We start from the raw sequence: 14457 nt of genomic DNA, 5'->3' as shown, positions 1-14457 counted from the left end.
GTTTTCAACTTCCGGGACAACGTGCTTGGTGAGAAGAACCTGCAGGACGACAAGACGGAAGTTACCGCATCAAATCGTTCGCGTCTTGTCGGTTAGTGCGATGCTTTGTACGAAAGTCCATTTGCATGGGCTGCGCACCAAAAATGGTGCTGTCGGAATCGATCATTATTTATCGGCGCGCCTCACGACGCCAATGTCCTGGCGGCATGCCGACGAGTTGCGAGAACGTGCGCGTGAAATGGCTTTGATCGGAAAATCCGCAAGCCATGCCGATCTCCGAGAGCGAATGGTTCGAGTGCTTCAGAAGCTCACGAGCCTGGTCGATACGCCGCTCCAGCAACCATTGATGCGGCGTGCGCTGCGTGGTCTCGCGAAAGGCTTGAATGAAGTAACTGCGCGACAGGTTGCACGCACTGGCGATCTCTTCAATGGACACATTGCCCTGAGATCTGGCGAGCAGCATCTCTTTTGCGCGGGCTTCCAGCAACGCGGACAGGCCCCGGTTGTTGCGGTTCGACCGACGCGAGGCCTCGCCGTAGCGATCAAGCAGATGCGTGCCGATGGTCACGCCGAGTTGTTCGAGGAAGAGCGGACTCGCCCCGCTTTGCGCATTGAGCGTGAGCGCGAGCACCTGCGCGAGATGACCCAGCACCGGGTCTTTGCGGCCCGCGACCGTTGCGATGCGCGCGAGGCCGCTGCCGCCGCGCTCATGGCAGGCGTCGCTGACAAAATTGCGCGACAGTTCGATCAGCACGAAGTCGAAGCCGCCTAGCAGTTCAGCGCGATAGTCGTCGGCGAAATCGCGGACGTAGACGCAGTCGCGCTCGAACTCGTGCGTGACCCAGCGATGTTGCGAATAGATGCGCCGGCGGTGTCCTGTTTGCAGCGATACGCCAATCAGAAAACCGCGGCCCGAGCCGTCCATTGCGACGGGACTCGTGTCGCTGCCCAACGTGCACTTGCGGTAAAACTTGAACTCGCCGGTGTCGAGTTCGAGGTCCTGGCGCAGTCGACTCGTCAGACACCCGAGGGAGTCTTTAGGACGTGCGGCCGTGGCGGCGGATGCATGAATATCGTTGAACATGTTCGTCACCTCGGGTCGTCGCAGCGCCTCAACTGCCGTTAATCGTTACTCGAAATTATCGTTTGTAAGTTATTTGTCATTATGCCGGGTTTTCCCGAGGTTGGGAAACGTCGATAAAATAATACGCGCTCAAATAATAAGCACCAAACATCATAAGAATTACGCGAGTCCCGGCCTTCAGAGCTTTGCCGCTTATCACAAATGATCCACGCTCAAAAAACAACGTGGTTTATTTTTTATTCGACAGATTGCCGTAACGGATTTTGGTTCGGAGGATTCGCGTCGCGGCATTCATGTATTTGTGACGCTTCTATTAAGCCTCGCAATTCGGAGCCGATTATCGGCGCTCGGCGCGGCGGCAATCTGCGTCAAAAGAATGTAGACGCGAAGGGAAAAGCAGGGGCGGCGCCGCTGAAACGCGGCGCGCGCCCCTCAAGTTTAGCTCTGCAGGAATTCGAGCAGGTCGGCGTTGACCTTGTCGGCTTGCGTCGTGCACATGCCGTGCGGTGCGCCGGCATAGACCTTCAGCGTCGCGTTCTTCACGAGCTTGGCCGACAGGCGCGCCGAGTCGTCGATCGGCACGATCTGGTCGTCGTCGCCGTGAAGGATCAGCGTGGGCACGTCGATCTTCTTCAGGTCCGCGGTGTAGTCGACCTCGGAGAACTGCTTGATGCACTCATACTGGCCTTTGATCGAGCCGAGCATGCCTTCGCGCCAGAATTCGTCGATCGTGCCTTGCGAAATTTTCGCGTTCGGCCGATTGAAGCCGTAGAAGGGCACCGCCAGGTCCTTGTAGAACTGTGAGCGGTTCGCCGCCACGTTCGCGCGAATGCCGTCGAACACGGACATCGGCAAGCCGTTCGGATTGGCTTCTGTCTTGACCATGATCGGCGGCACGGCGCCGATCAGCACGGCCTTGGCAACGCGCGACGTGCCGTGGCGGCCAATGTAGTGAGCGACCTCGCCACCGCCCGTCGAATGGCCGACGAGCGTGGCTTCCTTCAGGTCGAGCGCCTCGATCACGGCGGCCAGATCGTCCGCGTAGGTGTCCATGTCATTGCCGTGCGACGGCTGGTCCGAGCGGCCATGGCCACGACGGTCATGAGCGATCACACGGTAGCCTTTCTGCACGAGGAACAGCATCTGTGCGTCCCATGCGTCCGCATCGAGCGGCCAGCCGTGCGAAAAGACGACCGGCTTACCCGAACCCCAGTCCTTGAAGAAAATGCGCGTGCCGTCCTTGGTCGTGACCGTGTTCATGGTGTGTCGCTCTCCGTGCTTTGAGTGAGAAGAATTGCCCGCATGGCTGCTGCCGCCGGCCGTTGCCGCTAGCGCGACGCCCGGCGCTGCGATAGCGGCTACGGCCGCGCCTGCGCCTGCTGCGAGCAACTGGCGGCGGTTCGCCGATGGAATTGCGGATGAGTTGGCCAAATTTTTTCTCCGTGCGTGTGACGTTGTGATGTGCGTGCCGGCGCAACGCGACGCGGCATCGCAGAGTTGCGAATGCTACGGGCGCGAATATTTCCCGTACTTTCAGATTGCTTAATTGTTGTTAAGGCGGGTGACTGAACCTGTGCCGCCAGTGGCGTGTGCGAGAGAGGCCAGTGCGCTATCAGTCGTGGCGTCCCGACTCGAACAGGAACCACACGCGCTGCTCCGCTTCGTCGATCCAGTTTTCGAGCAGGCTCGCAGTCGCGACATCGCCGTATTCATCGCACAACGAATGCGTTTCGCGCATATAGCCGGCGAGCGCCAGGTTGTCCTCGCGCAGTTCCGCGAGCATGTCGCCGGGCGTCACGAAATCGGCGTCGTTATCGGCGATACGTTGCAGCTTCGTGATGTGGCCGGCCGAGCGCAGCGTTTTGCCGCCGATCTTGCGGGCGCGCTCCGCGATCGGATCGGTCGTCGCGTAGATCTGGTTCGCCTGGTCGTCGAGCAGCAGGTGATAGTCGCGGAAGTACGGCCCGGACATATGCCAGTGAAAGTTCTTTGTCTTCAGATACAGCGCGAATACATCGGCGAGCAGGGTGGTCAATGCGGCGGCGATGTCACGAGTCGCGTCTTCGGTAAGGCGGGTCGGCGTCCTGAGCGATGCCGCGCGATGCGCCGCTGCCTGCTTTGGGTCTTTCATGGCGAGTCCTTGATCGAGGGTGGTGGGTGGCGCTGCGAGCGTGCCCATTCATATGCCCATTGAGCGCCCAGCCAGTGTAGGAAGAGCGCGTGCATAAAGTCCTGCAAAAATAATGAAAACTTCTGAGGCGCGTGCGCCACTCGCCGCGATTGTTTTCGCGGACGCGACAGGAACCCGTTTTGAGAACCAGCCTCAGGAACCAGCCTCAGAAACCAGCATTAAGAACTGTCATTAAGAACTATTAAGGGCTTCGACAAGGACCTGGCAAAGCGCCGCCGATAGACTGCCTCCCAGTTCGACTCGCCATCCAGGCGAGCGCGGCACGTCTCATCAGCCTGCCTGTCCTTTCTCTCACGGAGCCCGCCATGTCCAAAGACCTGTCACCCGGATTCACCCCGGCCGAGGTCGTCTTCTTCAACGGCAAGATCGCGACGCAGGACGAGAAGCGCTCGTTCGCCGATTCGCTCGCCGTCGCGAATGGCCGCGTTATCGCCGCTGGCTCGCGCGATGCCGTGATGCGTCACGTGAATGACGCCACTCGCCATGTCGACCTGAAAGGCCGCACGGTCATTCCGGGTCTGAACGACTCGCACCTGCACATTATTCGCGGCGGTCTGAACTTCAACATGGAGTTGCGCTGGGACGGCGTGCCGTCGCTCGCGGACGCGCTCGACATGTTGCGCAAGCAGGTGGCCCGTACGCCTGCGCCGCAGTGGGTTCGCGTGGTGGGCGGATGGAACGAATTCCAGTTCGCCGAGCGGCGCGGCCCGACGCTCGAAGAGATCAACGCGATCGCGCCGGATACACCGGTCTTCATCCTGCATCTGTACGACAGCGCGCTTCTGAATGCGGCGGCGCTGCGAGCGGTGGGCTATACGAAAGACACGCCCAATCCGCCGGGCGGCGAGATCCAGCGCGACAAGCGCGGCAATCCGACCGGCATGCTGATCGCGCGGCCCAACGCCGGCCTGCTTTACGCGACGCTCGCCAAAGGCCCGAAGCTCGCGCTGGAAGACCAGCGCAATTCCACACGTCACTTCATGCGCGAGTTGAACCGGCTCGGCGTGACGAGCGCAATCGACGCGGGCGGCGGCTATCAGGCTTATCCGGATGACTACGCGGTCATCATGGAAATGGCGAAGCACAATGAGTTGACCGTGCGTATCGCCTATAACCTTTTCACGCAGAACGCAAAGAAGGAAATCGAAGACTTCGCGAAGTGGGTGAAGATGACGAAGCCCGGCGAAGGCGACGACTTCCTGCGCGTGAACGGCGCGGGTGAGATGCTGGTCTTTTCCGCCGCGGACTTCGAAGACTTCCTGGAACCGCGACCCGATCTGCCCGACACGCTCGAAGTCGAACTCGAGGCGGTGGTGCGGTTGCTCGTTGCGAACCGCTGGCCGTTCCGTCTGCATGCCACTTACAACGAGTCGATCGAGCGCTTTCTCAATGTGTTCGAGCGCGTGAACGCGGACATTCCGTTCGACGGTCTGCGCTGGTTCTTCGACCATTGCGAGACCATCACGCAGAAGAACATCGAGCGGGTGCGCGCGCTCGGCGGCGGCATCGCGATCCAGCACCGGATGGCTTATCAGGGCGAGTACTTCATCCAGCAATACGGCGAAGAGGCAGTCAAGCACACGCCGCCGATCCGCCAGATGCTCGACGCGGGTCTGCCGGTCGGCGCGGGCACGGACGCCACGCGCGTCGCCAGTTTCAATCCGTTCGTGTCGCTGTACTGGATGGTGTCGGGCAAGACGGTTGGCGGCACGGCAATGTATGCGAGCGCGAACAAGCTCGATCGCATGGAAGCGTTGCGCCGCTATACGGTCGGCAGCGCCTGGTTCTCGAACGAGGACGACCGCAAGGGCGCGCTCATGCCGGGCCACTTCGCCGACTTCGCTGTGCTGAGCGACGACTACTTCAGCGTCGAGGAAACCAGCATCAAATACCTCGAATCGGTAATGACGGTGGTGGGCGGCAAGGTCGTCTATGCGGCCGACGAGTTCGCGCCGCTCGCGCCGCCCGATCTGCCAGTGAGCCCGTCCTGGTCGCCGGTGGCGGAGTTCGGCGGCTACAGCCGCTATAAGCCGACCGCCGTCGCCTGCGTGGACGGCTGCGTGAATCTGTGCGGCGTGCATGCGCATGCGCATGGCTGGGCATGGCGCAAGAACGTGCCCGTCAGCGATTCGAACGGCTTCTGGGGTGCGCTCGGCTGCAGCTGCTTCGCGTTCTGACGCGCTGCGCGCTGCTCTACTTGCCTGATCTTCATCGTGCCTTGCTGTAAGCGGGAATCACTATGCCGACTCTGACCGATGGCGTGCTCTATGGGCTCGGCATTCTGGTTCTCGACTTCCTCGCATGGCGCTTCATGGGCCGCCGCAACGCGAACGCGCGGCTCGCGTTGCGCGTGATCATGTTTGGCCTGTCGAGCTATGTGCTCTTCACGCACGGCATGAATCCGCTGCGCGAGGCGCCGTGGGGCGCGGAGCCCGTGCGCCATCTGCTCGCGCAGATTCTCGAAGTGATCTGGTGGCTGCAGGGAGCGCGGCTCGTGACCGTCGTGCTCGATCGAATGGTGCTGCCCGTGACCTGGCACAAGGAGCGTCTCTTTCAAGACGTGCTCGGTGCTCTCGTGTTTCTGGCCGCTGCGGTCGGCGCGATCGCGTTCGTGTTGCAGTTGCCGGTGCGCGGGCTGCTTGCCACTTCCGGAGCGGTTGCGGTGGTGCTGGGCCTCGCGATCCAGAGTACGCTGAACGACGTGTTTTCCGGCGTGGTGCTGAACGCGACGCAGCCGTTCCGCATAGGCGACTGGATCACCATCGGCGAAGTGGAAGGCAAGGTGGTGGAAAGCAACTGGCGCGCGACAAGCCTGCTGAACGGGCAGGGCAACATCGTCGTGATCCCGAACAGCGTGGCGGCACGCACGAACATCGTCAACGCGAACCAGCCGATGCATACGCATGGCGTGAGCGTGTTGCTGCCGGTGAAACCGTCGATTCGTCCGGCGACCGTCCTGCAGGCGTTGATGCACGCCGCCGCCAGTTCTCCGGAGGTGCTCGCCGAGCCGAAGCCGCTCGTGAGCGTGAAGCGCGCCACCAACGACGCGATCGAGTACGAGATCGTGTGCTACGTCGACGCATGGAACAAGAAGATCGGCGTGCGCAACGATCTGTATGACCTCGCGCACCGGCATCTGCTGTCGCGCGGCGTGGTGTTGCGGCCATTGTCCGTAGCCGAGCCCACGGGCGAGCCCACGGACGAAAAGCAGCGGCTGTTGCGCAACGTCCTGATCTTCCAGACGCTCGACGACGCGGAGATCGCCGAGCTCGCCGGCCAACTGACGCTGCACGAGTTCGATGTCGACGACACGATCTATACCGCCGCCGACGAAGGCGGGCATGAGTTGCACATTCTCGCGCGCGGGGTTGCCAAGGCCGTCGTGCAGAAAGACGGCGGCGAGGCTGAATTGCGCAGGCTCGCGCCAGGCGACTCGGTGGGCCAGTCGGGAATACTCGCCGGCGTGAGAACCGGGGTAGTCGTGCGCGCGCTCACGCGCGCCACGGTGTTCCGGCTCGACAAAAGCGCGCTTACTCCGATCCTCGCGCGGCGCCCGGAAGTCGCGCGCGAAATGTGCCGGTTGCTCTCGGTCCATCACGAAAGCGAAAAGATGCTGCTTGCGACATCTGCCACCGCGGACGAAGGCAGCGGCGGCCTGTTGCAATGGATCCGCGATGGCGTGCGGCGCTTTCACGAGCTTGCACTGTGAGGGGCGGGCCATTCGAATTCAGCTTTCGCTTAAGGCTTTTTAAGGTCGCGCCAAGGCATTTATCGACGGCAATCGGTACGCTGGATGGGATCGAACGGCGGCCCGTTCAGAGCCACCATGGGCTCTGGATAGCAGGCGCGAATAACAAGCAACATCACGCAACAACATGAAAAAAGGAGTTTCACGTGAGTATCTTCGCGACTTTGCACCGCACGCAGCTTGACCTGCTGGAATTCGCGCGTTCGTAGGCATCGTGCGCAAACGAGGGCCCGCTGGTGACGAGGCCCGCGCAGATCGCCGGCGATCGGCATATGGAGGAGGTGACATGAAGAAAACCATTGCGGGCATCGACATGCCCGACAGTGCGATGGCCCGTGGGGCAACCGAACGGATTCGCGCGACCGAGTCTGCGTTGATGTTCCATCACGCGCAGCGGGCGTTTCTGTTCGGTGCGCTGACTGGCTATCGCGAGAACATGGTTTTCGACATGGAACTGCTTTATGTGGGCGCGATGTTTCATAACGTGGGCCTGAATAGCGCGCATCGGCGTTCGTCGTGCCGCTACGAAGTGGATAGCGCGAACGCCGCGCGCGATTTCATGCGCGAGCATCGGGCGGCGGCAAGCGCGATCGACGAAGTATGGATGGCGATTGCATTGCACACGACGCCGGGCATTCCCGAGCATCTCACGCCGCTCGTCGCGTTGCTCGCCGCGGGCGTGCAGATGGACGTGCGCGGCGCGCGCTACGACGAATACGCCGTCGACGAGCGTGACGAAATCGTGCAGGCGTGTCCGCGCGAAGTGGGTTTCAAGAAGCGGATTCTCGAGGAATACGCGCGCGGCATGGAACATCGTCCGCAAACGACGTTCGGCACGGTCAACGCCGACGTGCTCGACCGATGGGATCCGAATTACCGGCGTCTGAATTTTTGCGGGCTGGTGCTTGGTTCGGAATGGCCGAACTGACCCGGCCTCGATAGGAGATTGGCATGGGCTACATCATTTCACTGGGAGTCGGCTTCGGCGTCGGACTCCTCTACTGGCTGCTCAAGGTGCAGTCGCCGGCGCCGCCGCTGATCGCGCTCGCCGGCCTGCTCGGCATGGTGCTCGGCGAACACGCGATACCTGTGGTGAAGGCACAGCTCTTCTCACAGAGCGCGGCGGTGGAGGCGGCATCGCCCTCGTCGACATTGCCGGTTGCCGCGCCGATGCCTGACAGTTCCGCGCAAAAGCCGGGCGCGCCCGGCGCCACGAAACAGGGCGGTTGATTGCAGATCGAGGCGCAGGTCCTGATCTGAAGCCATGACTCAGAGCCTCGGCTCAACCGCTTGCCCGGTCCCTGGTGCAACCGTATCCAGCGGATCCGGATTGCACTCGAATTCTTCCAACATCATCAGGTAGATCACATGTTCCATTTGCTTCAGCGTTTCCGTCCTCTCGCGGCAGTATCCGCCGCGTTGCTGATCGGCCTCGCGCCGCTCACCTCCGCTCGCGCCGATGCCGGCCCGCCCGAAGTCGCAACCGCAAATACCGCGCTTGCCGCGCGCCAGCCGGATGTGTCGGTCGGTCCGCAATACGACACGACGCACGTGTATGTTGCGTCGGCGGATCTGGACGCGTTCGTCAACAGCTTTATCGCGACGTTCGGCGGCAAGGCGTCGCCTCGCGCGGTATTCACTGTCACGCCGACGCCCAGCAAGACCGCGTCGCAATATGTGCAGACGCCGGTCGGCATGCTGTCGGTATTCGGCTTCGAAACGCCGGTTCCGTATCCGTTCGGCAATGAGCGCACCGGTTATCTGGTCACGAACATCGATCAGGCGGTGAAGGCCGCACGCGCGGCGGGCGCGGATGTGCTCGTGGACAGCTTCGACGACCCCATCGGCAAGGACGCGATCATCCAGTGGCCGGGCGGTCTGACGATGCAGCTCTACTGGCACACGAAGGCGCCGAACTATGCGCCGCTGCAGAGCGTGCCGGATAATCGCGTATATGTGTCGCGCTACGAGGCGAACAACTTCGTGCGCCGCTGGCTGCACTTTTCGCACGGCAAGATCGTCTCGGACAATCCGCGCGCCGACGCCGGCGTGATCGGCCGCCCGGGCGAAACGATCCGCGAGATTCGCATCGCTTCGGGCTTTGGCCGCATGGTGGTGTTCGTCACCGACGGCAAGCTGCCGTTCCCGTTCGGCCGCGAAACGACCGGCTATGGGGTCGACGACCTTGCACAGACGCTGCAGCGTGCGCAGGCGGCCGGCGCCAAGGTGGTTTATGCGCCGTATAACAGTGCATCGGGCAAGACGGCAGTGCTCGAATTCCCGGGCGGATATATCGCCGAAGTGCACGATGGCCGGTAAAGCGCGCGCAATCAGAGCGCTGCTGACAGTGGGGCCGCGTCGGCCGCGTCCGTCAGGGCGAGCCGCGCGAGCGCGGTCTGGGCGGGGCGCCGCGCTGGGTGCGTGGCTGCTCGGCAAGCGACCCGCAGCGAGCGTCAAGGCCAGGCTGAGCGCACGGCTCACGGCTGCGGGGCTCACGGTGGGGCTTACCGCGGGGCTCACGGCATCACTGCCGGCGATGGCAGCCGACACCGCGCTTGGCGGCGCCGACGACACCGCAGCCATAAGCGCTCCGGCAGCAGGCACCTCGTGCGCGCGCCCGACGGTGATGTTCAACCGCTGGCAGGAAAACTGGTCGGCGCTTGCGAACCCTTGCGTGCCCAAGCGCCCGTTCGACTCGCTCAAGTACATTCCGCTGTTCGGCAATCCCGACGCGTACGTGTCGCTCGGCGTCGTGCTGCGCGAGCGGCTCGAAATGAACGACGCGCCGCTCTTCGGTCTCGGCGCGGGGCACGACGATGCGTATCTGCTGCAACGCCTCGAAGTGCATGCGGACGTACACCTCGGTCCGCACGTGCAGATCTTCACCCAGTTCGAGGACGCTCATCCGTACGGCAAGGACAATGTCACCCCGGTCGACAAGAATCCGCTCGACTTGCGCCAGGCTTTTGTCGCTATCGTCGAGCCGCTCGGCCCTGGCGTCGTGAAGTTCCGGCTCGGTCGTCAGGAGATGGCGTTCGACTTGCAGCGCTTCATCTCCGTGCGCGACGGCCCGAATGTGCGCCAGGCCTTCGACGCGATCTGGGCCGACTACGAGACAGGTCTGTGGCGCTGGATCGCGTATGCGACGCAGCCGGTGCAATACCGCAACAACAGCGATTTCGACGACGTGTCGAACCGGCATCTGACGTTCAGCGGCGTGCGCGTCGAGCGCAAAGCGGTCGGCCCGGGCGACGTATCCGCGTACTACTCGCGCTACAACCGCAGCAACGCGCGTTTTCTCGACGCGACCGGCGACGAGCACCGCGATGTGTTCGATGCACGCTATTCGGGCACGCTCAACCACGTCGACTGGGACATCGAGACGATGTATCAGTCGGGGCATGTAGGCACGAAGACGATCGGCGCGTGGGCGGTCGGCTCGCTCGCGGGCTATACGTTCGCGTCGACGCCGTGGACACCGCGCGTCGGTATTCAGGTGGATGCGGCTTCGGGCGACACCCATCCTGGCGATGGTCGCGTCGGCACCTTCAATCCGCTCTTTCCGAACGGCTACTACTTCGCGCTTGCGGGCTACACCGGCTATACGAACCTGATTCACGTGAAGCCGTCGCTGATCATCAAGCCGACGAGCAAGCTCTCGCTGCTCGCAGGCGTTGGCCTGCAATGGCGCGAGACCACCGCCGACGCCGTCTACCAGCAAGGCTCGGCGGTCGTGCCTGGCACGGCGGGACACGGCTCGCGCTGGACAGGTTTCTATACCCAGTTGCGCGCCGACTGGGCAGTCACCGCGAATCTCGCGGCGGCGCTCGAAGCCGTGCATTTTCAGGTGGGACCGTCGCTGCGCGAACTCGGCGCGCGCAACGCCGACTACGTCGGTGCGGAACTGAAGTTCGGGTGGTAGCGGGTAGGTCGCGGGTGGGCAGCGGGTAGGTAGCGGCCGAGATCAAATCGATTGAGGCCGTCACGAAAACAAAGGTCATCGTTATGAGCACTTCCGGTCTATCGCCCGATGTGGCGCAACCGTCCGAGCTGGAGTTCCCGTATTCGTCGCTCGAATACCGGCAACATCAGATGTTCCCACGTCTGTCGCCTGCGGAGATTCAAAGCTTGCGCCGCTTCGCGCGGCCGATGAACTTCAAGGCAGGCGAACTGATCTTCGAGACCGGGCAGGTCGCGCTGGGGCTTTTCGTGTTGCTGCATGGCCGCGTGCGGATCTTTTCGCGCGACAGCTTCGGCCGCTCGACGCTCGTGACCGAGCACGACGACGGCCATTTCATGGCGGAGATGGCGCAGCTTTCCGGCAAGCCCGCGCTGATCGACGGCCTCGCTCTGACCGATGCCGAGACGCTCGTGATCGAGCCGGAGCGTCTGCGAGCGCTGATCGTCGCCGATGCGCAACTCGGCGAGCACATCATGCGCGCGCTGATTCTGCGTCGGCTCGGACTGATCGAGCAGGGGCTCGGGCCGATCATCGTCGGTAACGGAGACGACGCACGCCTCGTCGGCCTGCAAGGCTTCCTGCGGCGCAATGCGTATCCGGCGACCGTGATCGACGCGCGTTCCGATCCCGAAGCCGTGACCCTGCTCGGCGGCATGACGACCGGCCCCGGCGACTTTCCGCTCGTGTTCTGCCCGAACGGGCATGTGCTGCGTGCGCCGGACGAGGCGCAACTCGCGTCGTGCCTCGGACTCGTGCCGACCTTCGAGCAGTCGCACAGATACGACGTCGCGATCGTCGGCGCGGGTCCGGCCGGACTGGCGGCGTCGGTCTATGCGGCCACCGAGGGACTCTCGGTGGCCGTGTTCGATCAGCGCGCACCCGGCGGCCAGGCCGGCGCGAGCTCTCGCATTGAAAACTATCTCGGCTTTCCCACCGGCATCTCCGGGCAGGCGCTCGCCGCGCGCGCGTTCCAGCAGGCGCTGAAGTTCGGCGCGCACCTCGCGATTCCCGGCAAGGTCACCGAAGTAACGCGGCAAGACGGGATGTTCGTGCTGACGCTCGTCGACGGCCAGCGCATCAGCGCGCGCACGGTCGTGGTGGCGAGCGGCGCCGCATACCGCAAGCCGACAGTGCCGGGCTTCGAACGTTTCGAGGGACGCGGCACGTATTACTGGGCGTCGACCATCGAAGCGAAGCTCGTCAAAGGCCAGGACATCGTGCTGATGGGAGGCGGCAACTCGGCGGGCCAGGCCGTGGTGTTTCTCGCGAACTTCGCGCGCAGCATCCGCATGCTGATTCGCGGCCAGGACCTCAACGCGAGCATGTCGAAGTATCTGATCGACCGCATCGGCTCGCTGCCAAATGTGTCGTTGTGCACCGGCTGCACGCTGCGCGCGCTCGAAGGCGACGAAGCAGGTCTCACGCATCTTCGCGTGCGTCACGAAGCGAGCGGCGAAGAGGAAGTCCTGGCTTCGCGGCATCTCTTTCTCTTTATCGGCGCGGAGCCGAAAACGGATTGGCTCGCCGCAAGCGGCGTCGAACTCGACAATCGCGGCTTTCTCTTGACCGGCATGGCGAGAAGCGGGCAGGGCGCGTCGGCGGCCAGTGCGCACTATCCGCTTGAAACCAGTGTGCCGGGCATGTTCGCGGTCGGCGACGTGCGCTCGGACTCCGCGAAACGTGTCGCCGCCGCGGTCGGCGACGGCGCGGCCGTCGTCGCCCAGATTCATGCGTACCTGAGCCAGTCGACGAAGCTCGCGGCCAACCCCTGACGGAGCAGACGATGAAGTCGATTCAACGTAGCGCAACTCTCCATGCGGCGGCCTGCTGCGTGCTGCTATTGAGCGTCGTCACGAGCCTGTGGAGCGGCGTGGCGTTTGGCGCCGCGCCTCAGGTCAGGACTCAAGGCCCGGGCTTTTACCGGATCATGCTCGGCGGCTTCGAAGTGACCGCGCTGCTTGACGGCACGCATCCGTTTCCGATCGACACCGTGATCGAAGATGTGCCGAAGGCGGAGATTGCGCGCGACCTGGATCGCGATTTCCTGCAGGCGCCGGTGCAAGGCTCGATCAACGCGTTCCTGATCAACACCGGCTCGAAGCTGATTCTCGTCGACTCCGGCGCGGGCGTGTTGTATGGCGATTGTTGCGGCAAGCTGCTCGCCAATCTGAGCGCGGCCGGTTATCGGCCGGAACAGATCGACGAGGTGCTGCTGACGCATCTGCACAAGGACCATGTGGGCGGCATCGCGACGAGCGGCGCAATGGCCTTTCCTCATGCCGTCGTGCGCGTGAGCCAAACCGAAGCCGACTACTGGTTGAACCCCGCCAACAAGTCCAAAGCGCCGGCCTTTCTCAGCACTTTCTTCGACGCTGCCAGTGCGAGCGTCGCCCCCTATATCGCGGCGGGCCGCTTCAAGCCTTTTCAAGGCGATGTCGAGCTCGACCCAGGCATTCGCGCCGTCGCGCTCGATGGACATACGCCCGGCCACACCGGCTATCTGGTGCAGAGCGGCGCGAATCGTCTGCTCGTGTGGGGCGACATTGTGCATGTGGCGGCGATCCAGTTGCAGAACCCGACGGCATCGGTCGAATACGACACCGATGCCGCCGCGGCCCAACGTTCGCGACGCAGCGCGCTCGAACTCGCTGCGAGCGAGCGCTATCTGATCGGCGCCGCGCATATCGCCTTTCCGGGCCTCGGGCACATCAGACAGAACGGCAACACGTACGACTGGGTGCCGGTCAATTACGAAGCGGCGCCGGCTCAGTGAGGCAGCGTGGCCGGGCGACGCTCCCAGCCACTTCTGTTATGGGCGCTGCGCCAACTTTTGAGGAGAATCACGATGCACATCGAATCCCCCGCCAAGCAATGCACGAATGCAGCGAGGCACGAAGCGGGCGTGCATCATGACGCTTGCCGCATAGCGCGCGACGATCACGCGGCCACGCACGACGAGAGCCTTGCGCCGGTATGGAGTCACGTGATCAAGCGGCTCCTTGCCGGCTATCGCGGCGAAGCGGAAGGCGAAGCCTATCTTGCGCCGCCGCTTGCGCGCGAGGCTGCCAATGGACCGTCGCGGCACCGGCAGGTCGAGGTGATCGAGCGCCTGTCCGAGACGTCAATCGCCGTCCTCTGGCAGGACGCCACGCTGTGCCGTTACGCGGACCAGGTGTGGATCAGTTGCCGCGCCAGACTGAAGGGACGCTGCGCGGTGAGCGGGGCGACGATCCGCCGTAACGATCTGATCTACAAACCGAGGGTGCGCAGCGCAGTCCCGGTCAACGCGGCCGCGATGATCCTGGCGTCGGTCGTCGACCTGCAGCACCCGCTGGTTCAATACAAAAATTTTGAACGATAGCTTCAGTTTTTTCCGCGCATGCGAAGTTGCGGTTAGTCTAGACTTCGGGGACTCATCGCCGGGCTGCTATTGCCCGGCAGCTTCTCCACCGGTTGCGTCCTGGACACCGCCT

Annotated in this window: 12 protein-coding genes; 9 read left to right on the top strand and 3 right to left on the bottom strand. The window is 63.2% G+C overall.

Annotated features, from left to right (window positions below; genetic code table 11):
* Positions 1-169: 169 nt before the first annotated feature.
* From BCA01S_RS11980 to BCA01S_RS11965, 3 genes are all read right to left on the bottom strand, one after another.
* Positions 170-1084, bottom strand: coding sequence for a helix-turn-helix transcriptional regulator (locus BCA01S_RS11980; RefSeq protein ID WP_027777088.1), 915 nt, complete (start codon positions 1082-1084; stop codon positions 170-172).
* Between the two features lie 438 nt (positions 1085-1522).
* Positions 1523-2344: an alpha/beta fold hydrolase gene (locus tag BCA01S_RS11975; protein ID WP_027777087.1), complete on the bottom strand. Its 822-nt coding sequence runs from the start codon at positions 2342-2344 to the stop codon at positions 1523-1525.
* A gap of 352 nt (positions 2345-2696) precedes the next feature.
* A complete protein-coding gene (locus tag BCA01S_RS11965; protein WP_027777085.1) occupies positions 2697-3215 on the bottom strand; it encodes a Dps family protein in 519 nt (172 codons plus the stop codon).
* 365 nt (positions 3216-3580) lie between these two features.
* Between BCA01S_RS11965 and BCA01S_RS11960 the strand changes: the two genes are divergently transcribed.
* From BCA01S_RS11960 to BCA01S_RS11915, 9 genes are all read left to right on the top strand, one after another.
* Positions 3581-5452: an amidohydrolase gene (locus tag BCA01S_RS11960; protein WP_027777084.1), complete on the top strand. Its 1872-nt coding sequence runs from the start codon at positions 3581-3583 to the stop codon at positions 5450-5452.
* A gap of 62 nt (positions 5453-5514) precedes the next feature.
* Entirely contained in the window at positions 5515-6984 is a 1470-nt protein-coding gene (locus BCA01S_RS11955) for a mechanosensitive ion channel family protein (RefSeq protein ID WP_027777083.1), read from the top strand.
* Between the two features lie 325 nt (positions 6985-7309).
* Entirely contained in the window at positions 7310-7951 is a 642-nt protein-coding gene (locus BCA01S_RS11950) for an HD domain-containing protein (protein WP_027777082.1), read from the top strand.
* A 23-nt stretch (positions 7952-7974) separates the two neighbouring features.
* Positions 7975-8253, top strand: a complete 279-nt coding sequence (locus tag BCA01S_RS11945; protein ID WP_027777081.1) for a DUF1427 family protein — start codon at positions 7975-7977, stop codon at positions 8251-8253.
* Positions 8254-8391: 138 nt separating this feature from the next.
* Positions 8392-9342, top strand: a complete 951-nt coding sequence (locus BCA01S_RS11935) for a VOC family protein (protein WP_027777080.1) — start codon at positions 8392-8394, stop codon at positions 9340-9342.
* Entirely contained in the window at positions 9332-10945 is a 1614-nt protein-coding gene (locus tag BCA01S_RS11930; RefSeq protein WP_169740524.1) for an alginate export family protein, read from the top strand. Before BCA01S_RS11935 ends, BCA01S_RS11930 begins: the two co-directional genes overlap by 11 nt.
* Positions 10946-11028: 83 nt before the next feature.
* Positions 11029-12756, top strand: coding sequence for an FAD-dependent oxidoreductase (locus BCA01S_RS11925; RefSeq protein ID WP_027777078.1), 1728 nt, complete (start codon positions 11029-11031; stop codon positions 12754-12756).
* 11 nt (positions 12757-12767) lie between these two features.
* A complete protein-coding gene (locus tag BCA01S_RS11920) occupies positions 12768-13757 on the top strand; it encodes an MBL fold metallo-hydrolase (protein WP_027777077.1) in 990 nt (329 codons plus the stop codon).
* Positions 13758-13829: 72 nt separating this feature from the next.
* A complete protein-coding gene (locus BCA01S_RS11915; RefSeq protein ID WP_027777076.1) occupies positions 13830-14345 on the top strand; it encodes a DUF3331 domain-containing protein in 516 nt (171 codons plus the stop codon).
* The last annotated feature ends 112 nt before the right edge of the window (positions 14346-14457 follow it).

The organism is Paraburkholderia caledonica NBRC 102488 (assembly GCF_000685095.1).
In the GTDB taxonomy this organism is placed as follows: Bacteria; Pseudomonadota; Gammaproteobacteria; order Burkholderiales; family Burkholderiaceae; genus Paraburkholderia; species Paraburkholderia caledonica.
This window is presented reverse-complemented; position numbering and strand designations above follow the sequence as displayed.